The sequence below is a fragment of the Paenibacillus sp. FSL E2-8871 genome, assembly GCF_038000345.1.
GTDB lineage: Bacteria > Bacillota > Bacilli > Paenibacillales > Paenibacillaceae > Paenibacillus_AQ.
Genome location: NZ_JBBOBV010000001.1, coordinates 461,599 through 488,136, shown reverse-complemented (window position 1 = coordinate 488,136; position 26,538 = coordinate 461,599). Strand labels below are relative to the sequence as shown.

General features: G+C 43.7%; 22 protein-coding genes. 4 read left to right on the top strand and 18 right to left on the bottom strand.

What is annotated here, in order from left to right; translation table 11 throughout:
* Window positions 1–37 precede the first annotated feature (37 nt).
* The 6 genes from NYE25_RS02235 to NYE25_RS02210 all read right to left on the bottom strand — a co-directional run bounded on the left by NYE25_RS02235 (window position 38) and on the right by NYE25_RS02210 (window position 7,857).
* Complete coding sequence (locus tag NYE25_RS02235) at window positions 38–1,375, bottom strand: extracellular solute-binding protein (protein WP_149644202.1); 1,338 nt, start codon at window positions 1,373–1,375, stop codon at window positions 38–40.
* A gap of 120 nt (window positions 1,376–1,495) precedes the next feature.
* Complete coding sequence (locus NYE25_RS02230) at window positions 1,496–3,064, bottom strand: response regulator transcription factor (protein WP_076282897.1); 1,569 nt, start codon at window positions 3,062–3,064, stop codon at window positions 1,496–1,498.
* Entirely contained in the window at window positions 3,057–4,832 is a 1,776-nt protein-coding gene (locus NYE25_RS02225) for a sensor histidine kinase (RefSeq protein WP_081382864.1), read from the bottom strand. Before NYE25_RS02225 ends, NYE25_RS02230 begins: the two co-directional genes overlap by 8 nt.
* 182 nt (window positions 4,833–5,014) lie before the next feature.
* Entirely contained in the window at window positions 5,015–5,809 is a 795-nt protein-coding gene (locus NYE25_RS02220; RefSeq protein ID WP_076282899.1) for an ABC transporter ATP-binding protein, read from the bottom strand.
* Window positions 5,802–6,725 carry an ABC transporter permease gene (locus NYE25_RS02215; protein WP_076282900.1) on the bottom strand — a complete coding sequence of 308 codons (924 nt, stop codon included), beginning with the start codon at window positions 6,723–6,725 and terminating at the stop codon, window positions 5,802–5,804. The genes NYE25_RS02220 and NYE25_RS02215 overlap by 8 nt, the downstream gene beginning before the upstream one ends.
* Before the next feature lie 61 nt (window positions 6,726–6,786).
* The gene (locus NYE25_RS02210; RefSeq protein WP_076282901.1) at window positions 6,787–7,857 is read right to left on the bottom strand and encodes an ABC transporter substrate-binding protein; all 1,071 of its coding nucleotides are present in this window, start codon (window positions 7,855–7,857) and stop codon (window positions 6,787–6,789) included.
* 324 nt (window positions 7,858–8,181) lie between these two features.
* Between NYE25_RS02210 and NYE25_RS02205 the strand changes: the two genes are divergently transcribed.
* Complete coding sequence (locus tag NYE25_RS02205) at window positions 8,182–9,117, top strand: C40 family peptidase (protein WP_076299451.1); 936 nt, start codon at window positions 8,182–8,184, stop codon at window positions 9,115–9,117.
* Window positions 9,118–9,212: 95 nt separating this feature from the next.
* Here NYE25_RS02205 and NYE25_RS02200 read toward each other — a convergent pair whose 3' ends face one another.
* Both NYE25_RS02200 and NYE25_RS02195 read right to left on the bottom strand, forming a co-directional pair.
* Window positions 9,213–11,939, bottom strand: a complete 2,727-nt coding sequence (locus NYE25_RS02200; protein WP_076282903.1) for a calcium-translocating P-type ATPase, SERCA-type — start codon at window positions 11,937–11,939, stop codon at window positions 9,213–9,215.
* A 97-nt stretch (window positions 11,940–12,036) separates the two neighbouring features.
* On the bottom strand, window positions 12,037–12,450 hold the full coding sequence (locus NYE25_RS02195; protein WP_231573434.1) for a DUF2500 domain-containing protein: 414 nt from the start codon (window positions 12,448–12,450) through the stop codon (window positions 12,037–12,039).
* Between the two features lie 184 nt (window positions 12,451–12,634).
* Between NYE25_RS02195 and NYE25_RS02190 the strand changes: the two genes are divergently transcribed.
* Window positions 12,635–13,030 carry a hypothetical protein gene (locus NYE25_RS02190; protein WP_076282905.1) on the top strand — a complete coding sequence of 132 codons (396 nt, stop codon included), beginning with the start codon at window positions 12,635–12,637 and terminating at the stop codon, window positions 13,028–13,030.
* Between the two features lie 286 nt (window positions 13,031–13,316).
* Window positions 13,317–14,177: a YitT family protein gene (locus NYE25_RS02185; protein WP_179085706.1), complete on the top strand. Its 861-nt coding sequence runs from the start codon at window positions 13,317–13,319 to the stop codon at window positions 14,175–14,177.
* A 569-nt stretch (window positions 14,178–14,746) separates the two neighbouring features.
* Here NYE25_RS02185 and NYE25_RS02180 read toward each other — a convergent pair.
* The 4 genes from NYE25_RS02180 to NYE25_RS02165 form a co-directional block, all read right to left on the bottom strand.
* The gene (locus NYE25_RS02180; RefSeq protein WP_042187408.1) at window positions 14,747–15,034 is read right to left on the bottom strand and encodes a stage VI sporulation protein F; all 288 of its coding nucleotides are present in this window, start codon (window positions 15,032–15,034) and stop codon (window positions 14,747–14,749) included.
* 66 nt (window positions 15,035–15,100) lie between these two features.
* Window positions 15,101–17,152, bottom strand: coding sequence for an ATP-dependent DNA helicase RecG (recG, locus tag NYE25_RS02175; protein ID WP_076282907.1), 2,052 nt, complete (start codon window positions 17,150–17,152; stop codon window positions 15,101–15,103).
* Between the two features lie 9 nt (window positions 17,153–17,161).
* Window positions 17,162–18,025: a DegV family protein gene (locus tag NYE25_RS02170; RefSeq protein WP_076282908.1), complete on the bottom strand. Its 864-nt coding sequence runs from the start codon at window positions 18,023–18,025 to the stop codon at window positions 17,162–17,164.
* 84 nt (window positions 18,026–18,109) lie between these two features.
* Window positions 18,110–19,894 (bottom strand): DAK2 domain-containing protein, encoded by a 1,785-nt coding sequence (locus NYE25_RS02165; protein WP_042187402.1) that lies wholly within the window; start codon window positions 19,892–19,894, stop codon window positions 18,110–18,112.
* A gap of 191 nt (window positions 19,895–20,085) precedes the next feature.
* On the opposite strand from NYE25_RS02165, the gene rpmB reads away from it, so the two are divergent.
* Window positions 20,086–20,274 (top strand): 50S ribosomal protein L28, encoded by a 189-nt coding sequence (gene rpmB / locus NYE25_RS02160; RefSeq protein ID WP_036686205.1) that lies wholly within the window; start codon window positions 20,086–20,088, stop codon window positions 20,272–20,274.
* Between the two features lie 108 nt (window positions 20,275–20,382).
* Here the strand turns inward: rpmB and spoVM are convergent, their stop codons facing one another.
* The 6 genes from spoVM to rlmN form a co-directional block, all read right to left on the bottom strand.
* Window positions 20,383–20,463, bottom strand: a complete 81-nt coding sequence (gene spoVM, locus NYE25_RS02155) for a stage V sporulation protein SpoVM (RefSeq protein ID WP_020431362.1) — start codon at window positions 20,461–20,463, stop codon at window positions 20,383–20,385.
* 176 nt (window positions 20,464–20,639) lie between these two features.
* Complete coding sequence (rpe, locus tag NYE25_RS02150) at window positions 20,640–21,305, bottom strand: ribulose-phosphate 3-epimerase (RefSeq protein WP_076282910.1); 666 nt, start codon at window positions 21,303–21,305, stop codon at window positions 20,640–20,642.
* A gap of 3 nt (window positions 21,306–21,308) precedes the next feature.
* Window positions 21,309–22,214 (bottom strand): ribosome small subunit-dependent GTPase A, encoded by a 906-nt coding sequence (gene rsgA / locus NYE25_RS02145; protein ID WP_042187397.1) that lies wholly within the window; start codon window positions 22,212–22,214, stop codon window positions 21,309–21,311.
* A 100-nt stretch (window positions 22,215–22,314) separates the two neighbouring features.
* Window positions 22,315–24,582 (bottom strand): Stk1 family PASTA domain-containing Ser/Thr kinase, encoded by a 2,268-nt coding sequence (gene pknB / locus NYE25_RS02140; protein ID WP_341144990.1) that lies wholly within the window; start codon window positions 24,580–24,582, stop codon window positions 22,315–22,317.
* A complete protein-coding gene (locus NYE25_RS02135) occupies window positions 24,582–25,355 on the bottom strand; it encodes a Stp1/IreP family PP2C-type Ser/Thr phosphatase (RefSeq protein WP_076282912.1) in 774 nt (257 codons plus the stop codon). The genes pknB and NYE25_RS02135 overlap by 1 nt, the downstream gene beginning before the upstream one ends.
* A 6-nt stretch (window positions 25,356–25,361) precedes the next feature.
* Window positions 25,362–26,402, bottom strand: a complete 1,041-nt coding sequence (gene rlmN, locus NYE25_RS02130) for a 23S rRNA (adenine(2503)-C(2))-methyltransferase RlmN (RefSeq protein ID WP_042187390.1) — start codon at window positions 26,400–26,402, stop codon at window positions 25,362–25,364.
* Between the last annotated feature and the right edge of the window lie 136 nt (window positions 26,403–26,538).

Genomic DNA, 26,538 nt, shown 5'->3' with positions numbered 1-26,538 from the left:
CCATGTTAGACGCAGTATAGTTATCTGTTACCTTCTATTACCGGCTGGAGAGAATAGCGTTCGCTTCTTTTCGGAACTGTGCGGCGGCGGCGGCTGGGTCAATCTTGCCGAAGTTCATTTGTTCAGCAAGGTCTGTAAGGAGTGCTACTACCTCTGGCGATCCAACTGGCGGACTCATTGGAGAAGTAGTAGGCTCCATGTCAGCTACGAATTTAAATACTTGCTTACCGGAATCCGTTAATTGTGAAGCTACAGATTCTTTGATTTTGCTTGAAATTGGCACACCACGTTCGCCTTTGATTAAATTGTTGGCTTCGGGATCATTAATCCAGAAATCAACGAACTTCGCTGCTTCTTCCTTCACTTTTGAGTTAGAAGTAACCGACCAATACATACTTGGCTGCATGTAGAGTCCTTTTTCCATATCCGGACCAGGCATTTGTGCCAGTGCCATAGGGCGATTTACAGCGATTTGCAAAGCAACATATTGGTTCGACCATTGCCATACGCCGATGCCTGTTCCTTTAACAATATCAGACTCTTCGATAACGCCTTTGTTTTGGCTCAGTTTGTCTTGGGATGGAACCGCTCCATCTTTAATTAAACCAGACAACATTCCGAAAAAGTCAGTGAACAAGGCATCATCCTCATATCCAAGCGCTGAACCATCATTGTTATAAAGTGCCAGCCCTTTTGTACGCAGATAATAGTTGAAGAATACGTCAGCTGCCATAGAACCGTCGATATACAGTCCAGCTGATTTAGCTTTCGCAGCAATTTCTTTGTATTGATCCCAAGTCCAGTTCTCAGGAATGGAATCCACCCCTGCCTTCTTTAGCAATTCTGGGTCATATTGAAAACCAAGTACGTTAACGCCTAATGGAATTCCGAATTGCTTCTCATTGATTACCCCAGTACTAAGGACGTTCTCATTCACATCGCCGACTTGTATCTGAGAGTTCAAATAAGGCTTCAAATCTTCGAGCTGTCCGTTAGACCCATATTGATTAATATAAGAAATATCCATTTGAACGATATCAGGAAGTCGATTCGCTGCTGCTTGAGGGGCAAGCTTCTTCCAATAATCATCGAATGAAGCATATTCAGGTTCAATCGTTACATTCGGGTATTTGGCTTCATACATATCAATCACTTGTTGTGTATAAGAATGCCGTGTATCTCCACCCCACCAAGCTATACGCAGAGTTACGGGTTCTGCTGAAGTTGTAGCTGCGGGTTTCGTTTCTGAAGGCGTGTTTGTAGCGGAATCCGTAGCGGCAGCACTATTATTGTTATTACCTCCACCACAACCAGCTAACATCGATGACAACAACAATGGTACGGCTAGTAAAGCGAATCTCTTTTTCAAATTCATGTCCCCTTTTCCTATAATAGTATAAAGGCTCTGATCCCTTTAGGTAGCGCTTTCATGTATAAATCTTCTCAAATATTCAGTAATTGTTGAATACAAAAAACCGTCTTGTTTGTTCAATAATCAGTTCCCTTGAGAGGGTTTCATAAATTCTGTGGGTGTCTGCCCAGTTACTTTTTTGAACACTTGACTAAAATACTGTGCATTCCCACCGAAGCCGAACATTTCAGCGAGCTCAAATACTCTTACATCACCACTATGCATAATGTGTTCTGATGCTTTAGTAATCCGGTAATTGGTAACGTAATTAGAGAATTTCTCCCCCGTGATTTTCTTGAATATTTTCCCGAGATAATCAGGATTCATATATAACATCTCAGCAGCGACTGAGCTAAGTGACAGTTCCGCATTCTTATAATCATCCGCAATAATTTTGAACATTTTATCTACGATTAAGGATTGGCGACAGCGAAAATGACGATCATACATCGCTGTCAAACGAGCAGCAGCATCTTTTACATAGGCTTTAAGACCACTTAAAGTCCTGATCTCAGCCAGTTCCACCATACTTGAAGTAAAGGTATTTCTTTCATCAGGGACGGCTAGACGTATCATCGCAGAATACAATTGTAAAACATAAGATCGCGTTACATTAATATCCACACGCTGTTCAGCTAGCAGATTAAATAACCGCTCTAATTCAAATTCTACTGCACTTTGTTCGCCCGCCTTAATCAGCAGACAGATTTGCTCTTCATCTAGTTCAATGTCATTTCTTCCGCTTAGTTCATCACTAGGAATATCACTTCCTGTGATCAAACCTCCCTCTTCCATATAAAAACAGTGGTTAAGGCATTGCAGAGTCTGACGATACAATCTCCGTGAATGTATCATGAAGTCCGCATCACTAATCGCAATGGTTACATCCACTTTATAAAATTTGTAGAACATTTTCCTTACATCAGAAATTCGTTCAAGCAGTGTACTATTCAGCGCAGCCTCTCCTTCGACTTCCATTAGTGTCAGAATAAATCCGCCTATCCTTGTACTAAGCAGCGTTTCTTGCAGCATATCCTGTGCAATATTTTGCAAAGCAAATAGTTGCTCATATTCATAAGAACCTTCCAGTCTGAACAAGATCAAACGCACCACTTTGTCATTTAATTCGATGCCTAGCAGCTCCTGATAATACTCTAAATCTTGACTCCCGTACGTTTTGTTAGAGATCCATTCCTTCAAAAATTGTTCCTTTACATGCGGTAGAACTTTAGTAAAACGTTGCTTCATATCATTTACAAATTCCATCCGGCCCTTAAGTTCATCGAGCTCTGCTACCAGTTCAACTAACGCATCATGAATTTGATTCTCGTTGCACGGCTTAAGCAGATAATGTTTCACTCCATGCTGCATAGCGATACAGGCGTAGTCAAAATCCTTATACCCCGTCAACATAACGAACTTTACCTCAGGAAACCGTTCACTGCATTTCTGCACCAAGCCTAGTCCATCCAATCCGGGCATGGAAATATCAGTAATCACTATTTCAGGGCGAAGCTCCTCTATTTTCTCTAAGGCTTCTATCCCGTTTCGCGCAGTACCCACAAGTTCCGTTCCTGCCTGTGCCCAGTCCACTACCTGAGATATGCCTTCTAGTATCAACCGTTCATCATCAACCAGCAGTAACTTATACATTCTCTTGCACTCCTTTTAAATAAGGTATACGTACATGTATTGTCGTTCCTTGACCTGGCTCACTTTCAATCACTGTACCCCATTCTGGGCCAAATACGATTTGAATACGCTCTGCGATGTTCGCTAACCCAATGCCTTCGCCACGTGTCTTAACTCTTCCCTGCTGTAAATCTTTGATGAACTCGGCACTCATCCCCGGCCCATTATCACTAACAAGAATATCAAGGCCCTGTTCTTCCTCACTTACGGTTATAGAAATCGTGCAAGGCTCGATATTAGGCTCCAATGCATATCGGATCGCATTCTCGATCAACGGCTGAAGCGTCAGCTTCGGAATTAAAGCGTCATGCAAATGCTCTGGAAAATCCATGCGGAAATCAAGTCTCTCGTCAAATCGTGTCTTCTGGATAATGACATAATTGCGCACAATGGTGAGCTCTTTTTCAATCGTAATCAACGGGTCTTTAAGACCAATCGAACTGCGAAACAAATAGCCAAGCGCTTCTACCATTTCAGAGATTTTAGCTTGCTTGTTCATCTTCGCTAACCAATTGATCGATTCAAGTGTATTGTACAAAAAATGCGGATTGATCTGTGCCTGCAGTGCTTTAAGCTCGGTCTCTCTAATAATGAGCTGCTTCGCATAATTCTCATCGATAAGTTCTCTGATTCTGCGGATCATCATTTTAAAGGTTCTGTTAAGCTGACTTACCTCGTCCTGCGCAGTTTGTGAAACGACACCTAGCGACTGTTCCTCCAGATTATCCAGATCTCCCTTTTCGATTTGTTTCATTTTTTTGGTCAGCTTTGAAATCGGGCGTACAATACTTCGGGCTAATCGATAGCCTAAGAGCAATCCAATTAGTAATATGAGCGCGAATATGATGACGACCAATTTTTTTACAAAAGTAATATGTTTGAACATCTCATTGAAGGGGGTCGCATTGATATACATCCATTCCATATAAGATGATTTAGTCTTCGTTATAAAATATGTTCCTTCTTCATACTTAGCCGTACGATAAAGTTCGGAACGTTCCGTTTCCGCTTTAAGCTCATTTGGCAGCAACATTGGAGTTTGGGGATAAACCGCTAGCCCTGAAGCCGCATCTGCAACAATCAACTGATCGCCATCCGAAGTGTTACTAGTGCTATCTGCAATAATACGATCAATCCGAATTCGAATGACTAACGTTCCTAAATCGTCCAGCGTAAAGGTTGATCCGGTGTAAGATTTAATCTGCCGAACAGCCAGGAGTGAATTCTTATTCCCTTGGGGATACCACACAATACTACCGCTAGCTTCCTTAGCCAGAGGCTTTAATTGATCCTGGAGATCCTGTGATACACCTTCCCGATTACCCGCAGTCATAGCGCCGCCATTCGTATCCAACAACATCATGGAATAAACGTATTTCTCTGCTCCTGCAAAGGCAACTAACCTGTTAATGATTTTATTATGTAGGACCTGCCGCTCATATGGTTGAGGATCATCCTGCAACTGGCGAAGACATTCCTGAATTTGCTCATCAGAGACCACTGTAAAAGAAAGTTGTTCCAGCTCTCTCAAAGTACTCTCTATACTGATAGATGACATTCCCAGCACTTCAGATGCCTTTTCATAGATTTGCTTGTCATAAATTCGATAAACATACTGCAGGACGGTTAAAGAGAACAGAAAGGACAGCAGCAGCAAAAATGAAATGATCAATATCATTTTATTAAAAATTCCTGAACTCCTGTAAGCGCTAACATTCTTCCAAAACATAAGCATCCTCCAATTCACTCCAAACCCTTATTATGGGAAGTAATATTTATCATCACTATATCCTATCATAAATGATATTGAAGCATTTGGGAAAACTTACAACAAAAAGGACTTAAAGCGAAATCCAGAGTCAGAATTCACTTTAAGCCCCTATCCTGAGCCTAAGATACTCCTATAAAAGACTAACCAAGCATCATTCGATCATCCGCCAGTTTATGACCACTGATGGTCTCAAATTCTCCCAGCAGGCGTTCTACCGTAAGATCCTTTTTCCTTGTTTCATCAATATCAAGGATAATACGGCCTTTATCCATCATGATAAGACGATTGCCAAGACGTATAGCCTGCTCCATGTTATGGGTAACCATAAGCGTAGTCAGCTTCATCTCACGGACGATAGACTCTGTCAGTTTAGTAATCAGCTCCGCTCGTGAAGGATCAAGTGCCGCTGTATGTTCGTCTAATAACAAGATTTGCGGCTGGGTAAAGGTTGCCATTAGCAAACTCAGTGCTTGTCTCTCCCCACCAGATAATAACCCTACCTTTGCTCGCAGACGATTCTCCAATCCAATCCCGAGACGACTTAACTCCTCACGAAACATCGTCCGTCTCGCTGCATTTACACCAAACGATAGTCCTCTACTCTTCCCTCTTTTGTAAGCCATCGCTAAATTTTCTTCAATCGTCATCCGTGGAGCCGTACCTGCCATCGGGTCCTGAAAAACCCGTCCGATCCAGCGACTGCGCTGATATTCTGCTAAATGGCTGATCGAATTCCCTTCAATACTTGCTGAACCAAGATCCGGCTTCATCACACCAGAAATAATGTTCATTAGCGTTGATTTACCAGCACCGTTGCTTCCAATAATGGTAACAAAGTCACCGGGAAGAAGCTCCAAATCAATGCCAAGTAGCGCGATCTTCTCATCCGGTGTTCCAGGATTAAACAGCTTAGATACGTTATCCAGTTTAAGCATCGATGGTGCCTCCTCTCTTGCTGCTAAACGCTTGTTCAGCTAATTCAAGCGAACGTTTACGCGCCATATTCTTCTGCTTCAAGAAACGCTGAATCGATGGGAATACAAGTGCGAAAATAACGATAATCGCCGTAATCAGCTTAAGATCCGAAGGTCTCAACCATGGTACATACAAGGCTAGTGCAACTACGATTCGGTAAACAATAGATCCCAGAACAACTGCCAACGTCGCACGGAATACATTTCCAGCACCGAAAATGGCTTCACCAATGATTACCGAAGCTAATCCGATAACAATCATCCCTATTCCCATTGAGGAATCCGCAAAAGTGGAATACTGAGTGATCAATGCACCTGAAAGTGCCACCATTCCGTTGGATAAACTGACTCCGAGAATTGTCGTATTATCTGTGTTTACACCCAGACTACGGATCATTCTTGCATTATCTCCGGTAGCCCTTAAAGCAAGCCCAAGATCAGTACGCAAGAATAAATCCATTAGAATTTTCACGAATAAAACAATAAAAGGAAGAACAAGAAGTGGATTGATGGACGAGAACAACGTGGTATCACCCATTAGTGACCAGTTAGGTTTACCGCCAAAAATTCTCAGATTGATGGAATAAAGTGCGATCATCATTAGAATCCCGGATAACAATCCATTAATCTTGCCCTTCGTATGTAGTAGACCCGTACACATTCCTGCCAGCATCCCACCTGCAATAGCAGCAAGCGTGGCTAACCAGGGTGCATAACCATTGGTAATCATAACGGCAGCAATAGCGCCGCCAGTAGTAAAGCTTCCATCTACAGTCAAATCAGGAAAATCCAAAATGCGAAAAGTAATATACACCCCTAAAGCCATAAATGCATAGAGCAACCCCATTTCCACAGCCCCGAGCATTGAATCATACATAGAAGTCTTCTCCTTTCAAGCATCAAGGGGCGCCCTCATGGAATCGCCCCTATAGAATGTCTTATTGAATAATATTGTTAGCTTGATCGGTAACTTCTTTTTTCATCGCATCCGTCACTTCTATACCTTGTGCGGCAGCGGCTTTAAGGTTAAGGATAAGATCGAGCTTTTCTTGCATCGTTACTTTCATATCTGCTGGCTTTTTACCATTCTTCAGAATGTCCACTGCCATTTGTCCAACTTGGTAACCATGGTCGAAATATTTGAAGCCAACGGTTGCAAATGCGCCTTTTTCAACGGTATCCCGGTCGCTGGAGAAGAACGGAATTTTCTTATCATTAGCTGTTTGAATAATCGTATCAACAGCACTCACTACTGTGTTATCCAAAGTAATGTAGAATGCATCTACACGACCAGCGAGTGATTCAGCAGCTTGCTTCACTTCAGAAGTATTTGTGATGGCTGCCTTCACAAGCTCAATGCCATGTTTATCCAGCTCTTTCTTAGCAATATCCGCCATAATTACAGCATTTGGTTCACCCTCATTGATAACAATGCCCAGCTTCTTCACATTAGGAAATTGAGTAGCAATGAATTGCATTAATCTATTAATAGCTTCAGGATTCGTATCTGATACACCAGAAACATTTCCACCTGGGTGCTCCAGATCAGTTACGATCTTTGCATCGAGTGGATCAGTCACTGCTGCGAACAGTATCGGAGTGTCCTTACTTGATTTACTAAGCGCTTGAACAACCGATTGAGCAGAAGGTGTCGCAATAGCCAATACCAAATCATTAGTGTCAGCAGCAATCTTCTGAGCAATGGTCAAGTTATTCGCAGGGTCAGCTTGAGCATTCTCAAGGTCAACCTTCAGGTTCTCTCCTTCAACAAGCCCGGCATCCTTCAAAGCAGCAAGAATACCTTCGCGTGTAGCATCAAGTGATGGATGTTCAACGTATTGCGAAATTGCGATTTTGTACGTTTTGGAATCAGCGGTTCCGGCATTCGTTGGCGCATTACCAGTGTTTGTTGCGTTTCCTGAATTTACAGCGGCATTATTGTTGCCACAGCCAGCAGCTACTAGCATGAAGCATAAGCTTAAACCTGCAAAAATGTTTCTCTTTTTCATTAAAGTACCCCATTTCATTAGATTATTAACGCGTGCATCAAAGTGAGCGACTCAGCATTATCACTTTTATCGATAAAAGCATTAAAGCATAAGCTTACACGTACCTCACAATAATGATGGAAATCTATTAAACCTATATTATATGGAGGTTGTTTATCCGTCAATCACTTATCCTACTTCCATAGATTACAAATTTTATAGCGCATAACTCACCAATATAGGAAGGACTTGGTTATGTCTTACAGTGATTGCCTTCGGCCTCATTACATAAAAAAAAGCCCCCTGCACAAACTTAAACTACAGTTTGAACATGGAGCGTGTCATATGCCTAATAACCACAAAAAATTACTATCCACTGCTACTGTATTGCTCGCTGCCGTTTTATCAAGTACCGCATGCGGTTACTCTTCACAATCACAAAAACCCAAGGTAAACGCCGTAACTCCCGATGGCATGCAAGCCTCAAGTTATTATGAAAAGTCCGCCATCACCGATGCTCAAGGAAAGTACTGGATTCCACTCAAACCTGCGATTACTTCACTTGGCTATCGAATGAAAGATGATGCTACTCATGGTGGATACACCAAAATTGGCTACAGTGATGTTATGTATATGCTGCGCCCTGGCTCTACTCAAGTCTTCTCCCTAGGTGAGAAAATCACATTACCGCAGGCACCTAGACGACAAGAAGGTCAAATCTATATCACACCGCTAGCTCTATCCAAATTTCTTCAAACGGAGGTGGGTTGGAATCCTCAGTCTGGTGAAATCAACATAGCCACACCGACCGACCATGAAGCTATTATAAAAACACCATCTACTAAGTCATTAAATGAAGCTAAACCATTTCACATTCAAAGTATTTCTGAAGCAGACAAGAAGGAATTAGTTACTTATGCCAAAAAATTCTTAGGTGTGCCTTATGAATTCGGTACCGGGCCTTATGAAGAGACTAAGAAATTTGATTGCTCTTCTTTTACAAGGCATGTATTCAAACAATTCAGTGTAAACTTACCGCGTTTAGCCAAGGATCAAGATAATATAGGTTCTCGCGTGCAACGCAGTGCACTAGATGTCGGCGATCTTATATTCTTCACTGTCCCAGGTCGGTTTGAAAGTGACGCTATACCCGGGCATGTCGGTATTTACATTGGGGATGGAAAGTTCATTCACACCTGGGGTGATCCCGGGGTTCAGATCAGTGAGCTTGACTCAGGGTATTGGAGCAACGTAATCCTGCATATGCAGCGCATTCTGTAACCCACATTCACTGGCTAAAGGCACCTATTAAGAAAGCCTGAATCCTCCACTATGGAAGGGTTCAGGCTTCTTTGTTGCAGCATAAATTGGTATTCTTAATCCCAGTTCTTGCCCTTGCCACTTAAACGTACAAACAGCTTTACAAACTCTACAATCACTATAATCGCCAGTGCTGCAGCAATTACAATTCCCCACTGTAACCCGCTTAAATGTGAGACACCAAACCAGTCATTCAGTCCTGGGATGATGATCACCAGCACCAGCATAAGTGTAGAGATCAGTGATGCCCACAGCATATACCGGTTGCTGAACCAGCCAATCTGGAACAACGATTTCGTATTGGATCTGACGTTAAATGCATGAGAAATTTGCAGCAATCCTAATGTGGCGAATGCCATCGTAACCGCAATTCCCTCATTGTAATGGGTATGTGCCCACTGGTATACAAACAACGTAAGCGCCGCCTCTAATATCCCCTGGTAGATGATCCCGATTCCCACGCCACCAGCAAAGATACTGCTGCTGGCTTTGCGTGGTTTCTTCGACATCAAATCATCCCCCGCCTTCTCAAGCCCAAGAGCTAATGCCGGTAGGGTATCGGTAACAAGATTAATCCACAGAATATGAATTGGCTCGAGTATACGCCAGCCGATCATGGTTGCAATGAATAGCGTAAGCACTTCCCCAAGATTGGCTGAGAGTAGGAACTGGATGGCCTTACGGATATTGCTGTAAACCTTCCGTCCTTCTTCAACAGCAACAACTATGGTCGTAAAGTTATCATCAGCTAGCACCATATCTGAGACGCCCTTAGCTACATCCGTTCCTGTGATCCCCATCCCGACGCCGATATCTGATGATTTAAGCGCAGGAGCATCATTCACACCGTCACCAGTCATGGCAACAATCTTCCCTTTTTTCCTCCATGCCTTAACGATCCGAACTTTATGTTCAGGAGATACACGTGCATAAACCGAATAATTAGTGACTTTCTCAGCAAATTCCTCTTCACTGAATTTATCCAGCTCACTGCCGGTCAATACGCCCGTCTCATCTTCGATAATACCTAATCTTTTAGCAATGGCCGCTGCGGTATCTCGATGATCTCCTGTAATCATTACAGGTCTAATCCCTGCTTTACGGCAGATAGCTACCGCATCCCGTACTTCCTCTCGTGGAGGATCAATCATACCGACTAAACCGATAAATACAAGTTCTTTCTCCGTAGCTTCCGGGGAGAGGTTAGTCGGTAGCTGCTGTTCATCTCTGAAAGCAAATGCCAGCACCCTCAGTGCATCATTCGCAAGCATTGTATTACTTTCCATGATATGTCGTGAATGTTCATCATTAAAAGGAACGATCTCTCCATCCACGAAGATATGGCTGCATTTGGACAAAAGCACATCTGGTGCACCTTTCGTTAATACACGATAACGTCCGTTCTCAACTTCATGAATCGTCGTCATCAGCTTGCGATCGGAGTCAAATGGCAGTTCATTTTTACGTGGGAATTTCTTTTCTAAATCCCTTTTGTCAGTACCTATACTGAGCGCATAGTCCACTAACGCTGTTTCCGTAGGATCCCCGATAATCGCTTTACCACTCTTTGTTTGCGGGTCCTTAGCTCCTTCATTCCCTCCAGGTACTTCAGAGGAATTTCCTTCGTCAATGCTGGAATCATTACAAAGCGTCATAGCCTGAAGCAATAGTTCACCACCCGGTGTCCCTTCAACACCTTCAGCAGCTTCTTTCGTAGTTCCATTGACATGCACTTTTTCGACAGTCATCTTGTTTAGAGTCAAAGTACCTGTCTTGTCAGAGCAAATAATTTCGGTGCTTCCGAGCGTCTCTACAGCGGGGAGTTTGCGAATGATCGCTTTACGTTTAGCCATCCGCTGCACTCCGAGTGCCAAGATAATCGTCACAATTGCTGGCAGTCCTTCAGGAATCGCTGCTACTGCAAGTGAGATCGAGGTGAGAAGCATATCCAGCAGCTCTCTACCCTCAAATATACCGACGGCAAAAATGACTACACAGACACCAAGAATAATAAAGGTGAAATATTTTCCTAGTTCATCCAGTTTCTTTTGCAGCGGTGTTACATCATTCTCTTCCTCCGAGATAAACCCAGCAATCCTGCCGACTTCAGTCTGCATTCCTGTAGCTGTGACGACACCAACCGCTCTACCGTAAGTTACATTGCTGCTCATATATGCCATATTGGTGCGATCCCCGATAACAATATCGCTTCCTTCAAGCACACCTACCTTCTTTTCTGAAGGTAATGATTCTCCGGTTAATGCGGCTTCCTCTGTTTTCAAAGAAGCAGCTTCTAACAGTCTAATATCCGCCGGAACTACATTTCCAGCTTCCAGCAATACGATATCCCCTGGTACGAGATCTTCACTTTTAATCTCTGAGACCTGACCTCCACGTCGCACTCTGGCATGCGGAGAGGACATACTTTTCAGGGCATCTAGCGCCTGCTCTGCCTTATTTTCCTGAATAACGCCAAGTACCGCATTCAGGATGACTACCAACAAAATAATGACTGTATCTGTCCATTCTCCCAAAACCCCAGACAATACTGCCGCCACTAGCAAAATAAAGATCATTACATTTTTAAATTGTTCAATAAATTTTCCTAGCAGAGATTTGGTTTTTGCTTCTTGAAGTACGTTCTTCCCATACTGCTCCAGAAGTTTAGCGGCTTCACCGGAAGACAAACCATCTTTCCTTGTTTCCAGCCTTTTGAGCACTTCTTCCTCACTTAGTGTATGAAAAGGTACCTGCCCCTGCGATTTTGGATCATTTGAGTTCAAGACAATAGCCTCCTTCCGGGATTGAGATTCTGGTAAAACCTCTCATATGAGTCTTACCCAAAAAAGGCATGGTGATTCTAGAACGTTATGTACAATTTTAGAAATTAAGCTGTTCCGTCTGCTTGACTCGATCAAAGCTCTTGAATCTAGTCCCTTGATAAAGGAGTTCTCCTCGATCCCCTTCTACAATCAGACCAAAATCCTGATCTCGAACCTGCAATTCCAAGCGTCCACCATCCTCAAACTCAAACGTCACATAATAACTAGTATGTGCGCTCGATTCACCCGAACCCCCCCATACCTCAGTCCGTTTCGTCACAGCTTTAGAGCTAGCTTTTATCAAGGGGCTTGCGTTGTTGGCTATCCAGCTTCTCACTGATTTATAAATTATAAAAACGAAAACACCTAGAATAAACAAAGCAAATAATTTAAAAAATAGGGGCATCTCATGAATGAAACTTCCGAAAAAGCTTCGTTTATCAAAACCGTTAAAATCCTGCCATTCGCTCAAATTTATTCCTCCTGACTGATACAAGATAATAAAAGTCTTCTTTTCTACGAAATACGTCATTTTTCCCGTTCGGTTTCTTGTTTTCATCGTTTTCAAATGAATTTTTTTCACAAAACAATTTGGAAACAAATGAAAAGGTATGGTATGCTTTTTATACTACATACAGTTGGGAGGTGTTATTTCGGTGCAATATATAGCGCGCTTGTCACTACTTTGGTTTCTTCGTATAGTCCTAATTCTAGGAATGATGTTTTCTTTTCCACCGGTTTGGTCTGGCGGATTATTCACTACGGAGCAAGAATCAACGACAACCGAAATTGAACGCTACGAGCGAAAGTTTATAGCTCCCGTAAGGACGGTACCCCAAATAACTCCTCAAATAGGAGCCATCAAAATAATTGAACAGTGGGGAACTAAATCTGTTGCGGTAGCCGCGATACTCCCTGTGCTTTCTTTTGTATTCCGTCCTGTGATCTATAAATTCTTGCTTCGACTGCGACTGTACCTGTTAAAATTCACTTCTCACTTTCTAATATCACGCAATGCGAATTTCATCTCTACCTTAAATGATTGTTACTGAAGGTCATTTAGAACTTCCATTGATAAAAATTCGAAGAAAACGAAATAATTATAAGACACCTAAATGCAGGGTAGACTTTCGTGGATTATAGAGAATCGGATTTACCGGGAATCGGTAAAATTTGTTATGCAAACTTACTTCTAGCATAGGAATCAAAATGGATCTATAAACTATTGGATACAGTATATAAATTAAAGAAGTGACATGCTGCTAAAATTATCCCAAAAAGCTGTCGCTTCCTACGAAAATGAATAAAGTTGTTTCCCCTGCTAAAGGAGGAAAAACATTGCAGACTAAGACAACACAACATAAACAATTACGTAAAAATTCAGTATTACGAGTTCTAACCGTTATTGCAGGAGCACTACTTGCCGCAGTAGGATTAGAGTTATTTCTCATACCACATGGGCTTGTAGTTGGTGGAATCACAGGTTTATCGGCATTATTCGCTCATACCACTGAAATGCGGTTGGGATTGTTTCTTTTTCTATTCAATCTACCTTTTATATTCATGTCTCGAAAGCAAGTGAATCTTCGCTTTGCTCTGTATACCGTTCTAGGATTAGCTTGCTTGACCATCGCTTCTCTTGCTCTACACCGTTTTCCTGCAGTGATTAGTGATCCTTTACCTGCTGCTATGGCAGGTGGCATCTGTTTAGGACTCGGTATCGGTATATCTGTCCGATTTGGTGGTGTGAACAAACATGCAAGTGATCAAGGATATTCACTTCTGAGTGGTGGACCGCCAAAGTCAACCGAAGTCGTCATCATGATTCTGAACTGTGCTATTTTGCTTATAGCAGGCACACTATTTGGCTGGGAGCAAGCCATGTACTCCATTATTGCTTACTTATTGGCCTTCGAAGGTGTGAGATTCTCACTCCGAGGGTTATCCGATTCACGCGCTGCATGGATTACCAGCAATTGTTGCATGGATATCCAGGAAGCTCTCGAAAACTCATTAAATCGAGAAGTTGGGCTTGCTGAAGGCTCCGGGCAAAATGGAGAGCTGAGCACATTGTTTTGTCTCATCAACAAAATGGAAGAACATCAATTGCGGACCATCGTCCTTAATTGTGATCCTGACAGCCAAATTGTGCTCAAATCAGCTGCCAGTGATCAAAGATTGAGTAACCTGCCATCCTAACTAATAGGGCAGAATGATGAGCATGGTGAGTAGGATGATTACGTCTTCTTTGTTTGAAGGTACACTTTATTATTCCACGTAAGATAAATAGCGTTTCTCCCGTGTATGGGGGAGCGCTACTTTTGCGTTATCAACCGAGGTTCTTTCGCTGGAATTGCGAAATCCTGCAAAAATACATCTTTTTGCACAGATTTCCGCTCTATTAAGTCCAAATACTGCAAATGTACAGGAATATCCTCATTTATAGCTCAAAAGCTTCTTCTGACGCAAGAATTCCTGCTGATTTGCAGGAATCAATACTTTAACCCTCCTCGTATCATCTAAAGATGTACTATTGCAGGATTTTCGCCGGAAAATTATTGGTTAGTCTACATTCGTCAGTCGGCGTTCATTAATCAACGTTAATGAGCCAGTGTTTGTTTGTCTGCTTTTCCCTAGAATTCATCCTTGGTTCACACAAAAAAAAGCTGTCTCAAAAGCAGCATTCACTACTTTTGAGACAGCCTCTACTCCTTTAGCTAGCTGAGAATTAGACCTAAGATCTAGCCTATACTCGCTAGCAAACTTTCCTAACGGAACATTCCCCACAAACGGATCAAGTGGAAGGTGTTGTTTGGATCAATTTTCTGAGCGATAATAAATTTCACAATTTGGTCTTCCTGCGTCGAGGTCAGTTTCTCGTTCAGTACACCTGACGCATTCCGTACCAACCTGCGAACAACTGCCGTGTCCTGTAGCTCTTGTTTCGAGACGCCGTTAATCATATTTTTAATACGATCTTTGACAGTCGCGTTTTTCATCTTCAGCTTGATGCGTTCCACGAGCTGAGGGCTAATTCCGAATTGTTGATAACCCAAGTGTAGCACCTCCCGTCATATCCAATCTTTCACAGTATATGAGGCTTAGGAGCTAGATGTGCCTACTTAGTCAATTAATTCCCCTTGGAAAATTTGCTCGCCTTGTAAATAATGCCGAAGAGGTGCATATTCAGGAGATGTCCAGAACTTCTCATCCTTAAGCAGCTCTGCCACATCATCACGCGCCTGCTCCAGCACTTCAAAGTCAGCCGTCATATCCGCCAAGCGAAACTCCGGTAATCCACTCTGCTTGGTTCCAAAAAAATCACCTGGACCACGCAGCTCCAAATCTCTCCGCGAAATCTCAAATCCATCATCGGTGTCCGTCATAGCAGTCATTCGTTCACGCCCGATTTCAGATTTCGGATCAGCCACTAGTACACAATAAGAGGCATGCTGACCTCTACCAACCCGTCCACGAAGCTGGTGCAGCTGTGATAATCCGAACCGGTCTGCATCCATAATAATCATCAACGTGGCATTAGGAACGTCTACACCCACCTCTACAACCGTTGTGGATACTAAGAGTTGCAGTTCATTGTTGTAAAATGCTCGCATCACTTCATCTTTTTCAGCTGGAGACATCTTTCCATGCAAAAGCCCAACTTTATAGTTAGGAAAAGCTTGGCTCATCTGAATATGTAAATCTATAGCATTCTGTACATCCAGTTTCTCCGATTCTTCAATGAGCGGACAGATCAGATAAGCCTGACGTCCCAGCTCTATTTCACGCTTAATCAGATTCAGGACACGATCCATGAGATCATGCTTGACCCAATAACTAGTTATTGGCACTCGGCCTTTCGGTCTTTCCGACAGCGTGGATACATCCATATCTCCAAAAACAGAGATCGCAAGCGTACGTGGAATAGGCGTTGCAGTCATCGTAAGTACATCCGGATTATATCCTTTACGCCGCAATACACCTCGCTGGTTTACACCAAACCGATGCTGCTCGTCCGTAACTACAAGACCCAGATCACGGAAAAATACATCCTCCTGAATCAATGCATGCGTCCCTACAACAATATCGAGCATCCCCATTTGTAGTGAAGCTAACAATTCTTTACGTTTCCGTCCAGTTACGCTCCCTGTTAACAGACCAACCGTAATTCCAAACGGCTCAAACATCTTCGTAAGTGAACGCATATGCTGCTCTGCTAAAATCTCAGTGGGCACCATAAGCGCACCCTGAAAACCAGATCGCACGGTGGCAAAAAGCGCGACGGCAGCTAGTACCGTTTTGCCGGAACCCACATCACCTTGAAGCAGTCGATTCATGCAATATGGTGATCGCAGATCATGTAAGATCTCCAGCTCCACTCGTTTCTGAGCATCTGTAAGCTCAAAAGGTAAGCTGCGAACAAACTGGCGCACGGTTGCGTTATCTACAGTATGGACTACACCATCCATCCTACCGCGATTAAGTACCCGGAATGCCTGCATCTTCAACTGGAACAGAAACAACTCCTCATACACCATCCTGCGGCGTCCCTGCTGCCCTTCACGCGTATCCTCTGGCCTATGAATGGTAGCAATCGCCCGTTTACGGGGCATAAAATCATATTGCCGCATAATAGAATGTGGTAGTATCTCAGGAATTAGATCTCCATACTGCTGAAGCGCCTGATTAATACTTTTCCTGATCCACGACTGCGTGATCTTACCACCGACGGAATATACCGGCTGTAGGGTCCCTGTCTTCCCTTCCCCACGATCGGGGAATTCAAAATCCGTCACTGTAATTTGATTTCGCTTCTGATCCCATTTACCTGTGAGTACAATTTCTCTTCCCACAGTAAGTTGCTCACGCACGTAATGACGATTAAACCATGTAGCTGTGAACATCCAAGGCTCCGCAACCATTTTACAACTAAGTCGTGACTTGCCTCCAAAACGTTGCAGTACAGGGATACCGATCACTTTAGCCTCTGTAGTCACTTTATCCCCATGTTTGGTTTCACTCAGCGAGCGCGGGCGATAATCCTCATAACGGAACGGATAATACTCTAACAAATCCTTTACTGTAAAGACGCCAAAGGCGTGAAGCTCGCTTTGCTTTTGAGCACTCACGCCAGTTATGTTTTTTACTTCAATTTGATTTAATGACAGTGTCATATTCATCCCTCATTTTGCAGGCCAAATGAATACAGCTAACGTACCGTTTCCGACATGGCTGCCCACGACAGGGCCGACGTTCGTCAGCACTTTCTCTTCTAGTGTAAAATGTCCTGACAGCTCTTTCAGGAACTCTTCACCGGAAGCCGGTTCAGCCGTATGACCCACGGCCACATTGATTTTGTCTACACCTTGAATATCCTTCTTAAATAATTCAATCATACGGGCAATAGCCTTCTTACGGCCTCTAACTTTCTCTACCGCATATATTATTCCTTCTGCATCAATAGACAGGATCGGCTTAATATTAAGAAGCGTTCCCAGAATGGCCGAGGCCTTTCCGATTCTCCCGCCTTTTTGTAAATATTCAAGTGTATCTACCAAGAAGTAAAGCTTACGAGATTGGCGCAGACTTTCTACAGCTTCAAGAATCGCTTCGGGACTCTTATCTTCAGCAGCCAATCTGGCGGCTTCCACCACCATAAATCCAAAACCGTAAGAAGCGGAGAGAGAATCTACTACAGTGATCCCTTCTCCCTCTTCCTCCAACATCGATTTAGCCAATAGTGCTGATTGGTACGTACCGCTTAGTCCAGAAGAAATATGAAACGAAAGGATAGGACTTCCCGGGTAACGTTCCAAAATATCTCGATACACATTCATGTATTCAACCGGTGAGGGTTGAGAAGTAGTCGGCAACTGTGACGAGCGGGGAAGTCGCTCATAGAACTGCTCCGGCGTCATATCCAGATTGTCCCGGAAAGCCTCTTCGCCGAACATCAAGGTCAAAGGGACGACCTCAATGCCATACGCTTCCGCCATTGCTGGCGGGATATCAGATGTGCTGTCGGTGACGATAATGGTACGATTCATGGATTATCTCCCCCATACTATAATTTTGCCAACTACGTAATTAGCAAGTTGCTCCTGAATTGTTATAGAACCCTCAGCATCTACCTATGGCTCTACGGAGAAAAGATAATAATAAAGGGGTTGGCCACCCTCATGAATCTCTACTTCCACATTCGGGTAAGTCTCTTCCAGCCACTCGCTTAAGGAATCTGTGACCTCAGAATCAGTTTCTGCTCCAATAAGGATCGTAACGATTTCATCGCCATTCTCAAGCATGTTGGACAGCAACGCCTGACTTGCAGCTAACAGATCATCTGCGGCAGCGACAATTTTGGAGTTCGAAATTCCGATAAATTGCCCGGATTTAATCTCCAGATCATCAAAGCTTGTATCACGGACAGCATTTGTTACTTGTCCCGACTTGACCTGTGAGATTGCTTCTAGCATGTTCCCAGAATTAGTCTCCACAGAATCCTCTTCTTGGAACGCAAAGGCTGCAGCGATTCCTTGAGGAATGCTTTTGCTTGGAATAACCGTAATCTCACGTTCGCCTTCCAAGAGCTCCTTAGCTTGCTGAGCGGCAAGAACAATATTAGAGTTATTCGGCAGAATGTAAACATGCTTCGCAGAGATGGAAGAAATCGCGTTCACGAAATCCTCTGTGCTAGGGTTCATAGTCTGACCTCCAGCTAGGACTACGTCCACACCGAGGCTTTTGAAAATATCTGCAATCCCAGCGCCTGATGATACTGCGATGAAGCCGTAAGGTGCCAAATCATCTGCTGGTGGTTCGGCTGGAGCTGATTGTACCCGGCTCTGTTCATCCGGCATATCGGCGAAAACATCTGGCATAGGTGCAATATCCATCCCTGCAGTTAACAAGTCACGGTGTTGCTCACGCATATTGAGAATATGAATCTGCGTAATTTCCCCATAGAGAAGTGCCAGATTCAAAACTTCACCTGGAGCCTTGGAATGCACATGCACTTTAATGGTTTCATCATCCGAAATTACAATAATGGAATCACCATTTACTGACAACGCTTTCCTAAAGGTTTCCTCATCAAAATCCGTTCTCACGTTACCACCTAACTGGCGATTAATGAAGAACTCCATATCATATAGAAATTCTATGTCCTCTGTAGAAAGCTGTGATTGTGCAGAAGACTGTACAGAAGACAGTTCGCTTTCAGGTTTCTTTAACACCGGTACCGGTGTTGGCACGACTGGTGCCTGAGGTTGTCCTTTTACAGGTTCAGACACACCGGAGCTTCCGCTCGTCAGATGCTGGTGAAACCCTTCATAAATATAGACCAGTCCTTGACCGCCAGAGTCTACGACACCGACTTGCTTCAAGACAGGCAATTGTTCCGGTGTATAGGCTAAGGCTTCCTTTGCTTTGGCCAATACCTCTGTCATGAGCTCTGTAACATCTGTAGTTCGGCGAGCATAGTAGACAGCATGTCTTGCAGCCTCTTTAGCCACTGTAAGAATAGTTCCTTCTACAGGCTTTACAACTGCTTTATAGGCTGCGTCAACTCCGCTTTGCAATGCAGCAGCAAATTGCTGTGTGTTTAGCTCATCATGTTGAGCTGCAGATCTGCTAAAGCCTCTGAACAATTGAGATAAAATAACTCCGGAGTTCCCCCGTGCGCCCATTAACAAGCCCTTAGAGAGTACACCTGCACATTGACCGACAGACGTTGTATTATTTTTCTTCAATTCATTCGAACCTGCGGTCATCGTCAAATTCATGTTAGTTCCGGTATCTCCGTCTGGAACCGGAAAAACATTTAGGGAATTGACGTGTTCTGCATGCTGTTGCAGCTTATCCGCTCCAGCCAATACCATAGCGGTAAAATCTGTTCCGTTTATAGAACGCTTACTCAATTGAGAATTCCCCTTCCTAACTTCATGCCTAATCATTCTATGATTAACAGGACATAATGCACTAATTTACATTGTACTATAAGTATTAAAAGAAATAAATGTTTTTGAATCGGTTGACGTAGCAAAATTTGCTGTGATATTATAGATAAGTATTGTTTTATGCAGGTGTTAGGAATAAGGAGGTGTAATCTATGTCCCGCAAATGTGCAGTAACAGGCAAGAAACCGAGCAGCGGCAACCACGTGTCTCACGCCAATAACCGCAACCGTCGTTCTTGGGGAGTTAACGTTCAGAAGGTCCGTATCCTCGTGAACGGTAAACCAAAACGCGTGTACGTCAGCACCCGTGCTTTGAAAGCCGGTAAAGTTGAACGCGTTTAGTCTTTTGCAATTTTAAAGACCGAGCGATCACTCATATGAAGCAAAAAGCACCCTTTACATTTGTAAGGTGCTTTTTTTCATGTTTTCTTTTCTGTTCCAAGCCCAAGATCAACTCTTCTGAAATGTGTTCAAAATCGCTTTAACAAAACCTCCCAAAAACCTTGGCAGCTTAAACGTGTAAAATTTCATGGTTTACCCTCCCATCAATTCATGCCGTACGCAGGAGACTTTCTTCTTGTTCTAACGGTAACGTACTGCAGTCCTCCCTGCCAAAACAAAAAAGGCTACATGAGATTTCTGCTCATGTAACCATATTTATGCGTCGAGGACTTGGCCTATACCTTTAGTCGTAATAGCCTATTTTTTTAACGAAGTGCCGCTTCCGCTGCTTCTCGAATCTCAAGGATCGCTGCAGCACGATCACTCCGGCCAAAAACTGCATTTCCTGCAACCAAAACATCCGCTCCTGCACTGACAACCAATGGCGCTGTAGCTTCCGAAACACCACCATCGACTTCAATAAGTAGATCTGGATTGACTTCATTCGCCCATTCTCTAATTTGAGTAATTTTGCGCAACGTGTTAGGAATGAATGCTTGACCTCCAAAGCCAGGATTGACAGTCATCACGAGAATCATATCCACATCCTCAAGCACCTCACGCACCGCTGATGCCGGTGTGCCAGGATTAATAGCTACTCCTGCCTTAAGACCCAATTCCTTGATCTGATGCACCACACGGTGTAAATGAACGCAAGCCTCTGCGTGGACAGTAATCACACTAGCGCCTGCGGCAGCAAAATCAGAAATATAACGTTCTGGAGACTCAATCATTAAGTGAACGTCTAGTGGAAGCTTGGTATGTAACGAGACCGCTTTTACGATTGGTGGACCAAGCGTTATATTCGGCACAAAATGCCCGTCCATTACATCCACATGGATCCAATCCCCGCCACTGACCTCAGCTTCTGCAACCTCTGAACCTAAACTTGCGAAATCGGCAGACAATATAGATGGTGCAATTCGTATCATGACTTAGTACCTCCGCTTTTTATCTTTCATTTCATTAAAAAATAATTTGTAATGTTCATACCGGCTATCAGCGATATTCCCAGCTTTCCATGCCTCGATAACTCGGCAGCCTGGTTCATGCTGATGACTACAACCACGGAATTTACAATCCCCAGCATAGTTAGCAAATTCACGGAAACAAGTAGAGAGCTCTTCAACCCCAAGCTCAAGAAAATCAAGCTGACTAAAACCAGGGGTATCCGCTACAAATCCGCCCCCGCCAATATCCATCAATTCTACATGGCGGGTAGTATGACGACCACGGCCCAGACGTAAGCTGATCTCACCTGTCTCCAGTTTAAGTCCTGGCACAATACGATTCAATAAGGTCGACTTTCCTACCCCAGATTGTCCGGCAAATACACTAATACCACCAGTAAGCCGCTCTCTTAGTTCATCACTGCCAGCTCCTGTAATTGAGCTTGTAACCATCACTTCATAACCAATATCCTCATAGAGCTCTTTAACATACTTAGTGGCTTCACCATTATCATTAGCCAAATCCTGTTTGGTCAGAACGATTAAGGGTTCCAGTCCCGAGTGCTCAATATGAACTAGGAACTTGTCCAATAGATTCAGGTTCATATCAGGCTCCCGCACAGAAAATAATAGAACGGCAAGGCTTACATTCGCTACAGGTGGACGAATTAACTCAGATTCTCTAGGGAGAAGCTCATCCACCATCCCTTCACCATGCTCAGTCAGCATATAGATCACGCGGTCACCTACAAGAGGAGCGATCCCCTTTTTCTTAAGTATGCCTCGGCCTCTGCATTGAACTGAAACTTCCTCTGTTGCAATTAATCCTTCACGAAGCGGTTTTACGTAATAATATCCGCTTAACGCCTTTACTATTATTCCTTCAGGCATACATAGTGAGCCTTCCTCTCCTGATTTTGCGAAAATGACCCAAGTTTGAAAATCCCCGGGTCACTTCGCTGCCACAACTATTCAAGCACTTCTGCCCTGATTAGTTATCGCTTTTATCTTTAGATTTGTCTTTGTTTTTATTATTATGCTTGTCATCATTTTTATTACTGTTCTTGTTGTTACCACTATTGGTCGATTCATTATTCACCGAATTGTTAGTAAGGAATCCCGTCTGATTGACTGATCCAGTATTAGTAGACCCTTCGTTGTCTGAACTTGGAGGCAGGATCTCAGGCTCAATGGTTGGTTCAGCAGTAGGTGTAGGATCTATCGGTGTCTGAGTCGGCTGCGGAGTCGGAACCGTCGGTGGTTCAGGTTCTTGCACCGTGCCATTCTTGGCATCAATATATGGAATCACATAAGTGTCTAAAAGCACACCATCTCGGGTAACAATAACAGAGCCATCTTTATTCGGAGCAAGCACTAGATTAACGGACAGCACTTGGCTCTTTCCAATGGTACGCGTTCCCCAATCTTGTTTTTCACCATTATTGCGCGCATCAACGAATTCAATTCGAATCTTGCTCTTCTTTCCATCCTGTGCAGGAGCTACTGGTACATTAAAGGTATAATTCAGGGCTTCAGGTGGATAACCTGTACTTAAGTAAATCGTAATCGCTGTTCCAGGTGGAACAGAGGTACCTTTCTCATAAGCCCAAGTTTTCGTTACCTTACCTTCATCAACTGTGAAGCTGGATTCTTCCTTTACATCTCCGAGGACCAGTTTGGATTCTTCCAAAAGCGCCTTAGCTTCACTCTCCGTCTTACCGATGAGGTCTGGCATCGTGACACTTTCTTCTCCTTTGCTAACGTAGAGGGTGATTGAAACCGTCTCTGGATCAAACTCGCTGTCAATGGCTGGGTCTGATTTCACAACCTTACCCACCTCCATATTTTCATCGAAGAGAGGTTCATTCTTAATTTGATTCTGGGGTACACCCTTTGCTATTAGCGCTTTAACCGCTTCGTCAAAGCTTAAATTTGTAACATCTGGCATCTTAGTTAATGGTTTCGCCGTATTCACAGTTAGTATTAGGGAGGCTCCCTTTTTCACTTTGGCGTCCTTTTCCCTACTTTGCTTCATGACCACATTCTCTTCGAAATTCGGACTGTAGTCATACAGTATAGGATCAGCAACCTCAAGCCCCAAATCCTCAAGTTCAGTCTTCGCTTGTTCCAGCTGTTTACCGACCACGTAAGGAACCGATACCTCAGGAACAACTAATTGGGATTTAACGTACCACACGAGACTGGCCATAGCCAGCAGTAACACTAAAGTTAAGCCAATCCATAATGCAGGTTTAGTCCATTGTTTTTTACCTTTTTTCACAGGTACCGGATCGTCATCATCATCTTCATCATTATCCATCCGGTCGTGGCGATGATTACGAATTCCATTGCTTCTTTGGATCGGTTTAATCGCTGGTATGACCCGCGTTCGATCCTCGTCTTCCTCATCGTTAAAAAGAACTTTTGCTTCACTACGGCGTTCCGGCAACAAGCAGGTTTCTAAATCCTGCAGCATTTGCTTTGCAGACTGATAACGCTCTTCCGGATTTTTACGCATCGATCTTAGAATTACATTCTCAACGCTTTGCGGAATAAGTGGATTTATGAGCCTTGGCTCTTCAAACTCTTCTTGCAGATGCTTTAGAGCTACGCTAATCGGACTCTCCCCTAAGAATGGAAGACTTCCGGTAAGCATTTGATAGAGTACAATCCCTAATGAATACAGGTCGGATTTCTCTCCTGTTGATACACCTTTAGCATGCTCTGGTGAGAAATAATGAACGGAACCTACTACAGAGCCTGTCTGAGTAATGGTAGTAGATGTTACCGCACGAGCAATACCGAAATCTGTTACCTTCACCCGGCCATTGCGCCCGATCAATATATTATGTGGTTTAATATCCCGATGAATAATTTGATTCTGATGAGCGTGATCAAGTGCATCACAGATTTGTGAAGCGATCCTTACGGACTCGTCAACCTGTAATGGCGCTCGTTCTTTTATAATTTCATTAAGATTCTTGCCCTCAATATATTCCATGACAATATAATGAATTTCGTCTTCTTGTCCTACATCGTAAATACTAACCACATTCGGATGAGACAAAGATGCAGCTGATTGCGCCTCACGCCTAAAACGGCGGATAAATTCCTCGTCATGAACAAATTGATTACGCAATACTTTAATGGCGACGTTTCGGTTTAAAAGAATGTCATGTGCTCTATAGACGAGCGCCATTCCACCTCCGCCGATCCGTTCGATGACTTGGTAACGGCCGCCCAGTTCGTGACCGATCATCAATCCCACTCCTTTGTTTCGGGCACAGCGGCCTCTCCATGATGTTCTAACAAAGCGACGCTAATATTATCGCCGCCGCCAGCAAGCAGTGCCAACTGAAGTAAGCGGTCCGCTCTTTCCTCTAACGGTATCTCATGTATTCCCGCTACCTTGCCCAAATGCTCATTGTTAACAAAATTACTTAAACCATCACTGCAGAGAAGCAAAAGTTCCCCAGGTAGCAGGGTAACAGGGGCTAAATCAACCAGCACCTCAGCATCTGTTCCAAGTGCTCTCGTCAGCACATTCCGTCTCGGATGATTATCTAATTCCTCCACACTGATCTGACCGTTCTTGAACAGCTCATTGACTAGCGTGTGATCTTCGGTTAATTGAACTGCTGCACTGTCCTTTATTAAATAGGCTCTGCTGTCTCCGATATGGCCAATATATCCGTTTGAACCATTCATCAGGGCAGCAACGACAGTAGTACCCATATTGTGGTACTTCTCGTCGCTGGAAGCCTCCTTGAAGACAGTGCTGTTAGCTTCCAAAATAGCAGCTGATAACGCATCACGCAGTGCTTCGTCCTGAAGCTCAGGCAGGAGCCCGTCTAGGGTATTCCTCATCGTCTCCAAAGCAAGCCTGCTCGCGGTTTCACCAGCCTGATGTCCACCCATCCCATCGGCAATTATGCCGAGTGTATAACCGTGGCGCGTCGCGCCGATCCAGACCGAATCCTCATTGACAGAGCGCACTCGGCCAATATCGCTGGCATGAACTGTTCTGATCAAATATCCTCACCCCAACTCCATATGTTTGGCACGCAGCTGTCCGCATGCGGCCGCGATATCATGGCCTTGCTCACGGCGAATGGTAACATTCACGCCGTTGTCAGCCAAAATACGTTGAAACTCAAAGATATCATTGCGTGAAGTACGTACATATTTCCGCTCTGGCACGTGGTTTACTGGAATCAAATTGACGTGGCATAGCATGTTCTTAAGCACACCTGCTAATTCCTCAGCATGCTCCGGCTGATCATTCACCCCGCCGATCAATGCATACTCAAAGCTGACCCGTCGCCCCGTCTTAGCTTGATAATAACGTAAAGATTCAATCACATCATCAAACGGAAAGCGACGGTTAACTGGCATTAGCTTCGAACGCAGTTTGTCGTTAGGTGCATGAATCGAAATCGCCAAATTTATTTGTGTATCTTCTTCTGCAAATTTATAAATGCTCGGCACAATCCCGCTAGTGGAAACAGTAATATGCCGTTGTCCGATATTTAGACCTTTCTCATGAATCATAAGACGCAGGAATCTCATTGTTGCATCATAGTTCTCAAACGGCTCACCAGTACCCATGATAACAATACTGCTGACACGTTCACCCCGCTCATCCAAGATCTGTTGAGAGCGTACAACCTGAGCTACAATTTCACCCGCTGTCAAATCACGTTTCAATCCACCAAGCGTAGAGGCGCAGAAGGTACAGCCGATTCGGCAGCCTACTTGAGTTGTTACACAAACGCTATTTCCATAATTATGTTTCATGATAACTGTCTCGATCGCATGATCATCATGCAATCCAAACAGGAATTTTACTGTTCCATCTTTCGATTCCATTTTAGTAATCTCAGTGAGCGCTGCAATGGAGAATTGCTCGTTCAGTTTCTGACGAAGTCCTTTAGACAAATTGCTCATGGATTCGAAGTCACTTACACGTTTTACATACAACCAGTCAAAAATCTGTCCACCACGAAAAGCAGGCTCACCGTTATCTTTCGCCCACTGCTGTAACTCTTCTAAAGAAAAATCATATATTAAAGGTTTCATTATTATTAGCACCTGTTCTTTCATAAGGATATGCGTATTATTTCTCATTCTTCCTATTTTAACACAAATTTCAGAGACGGTAAAAGAAATAGCCCGCCGTACGTTAGCCCGGCGGGCGGAAGATACAACGATTGTC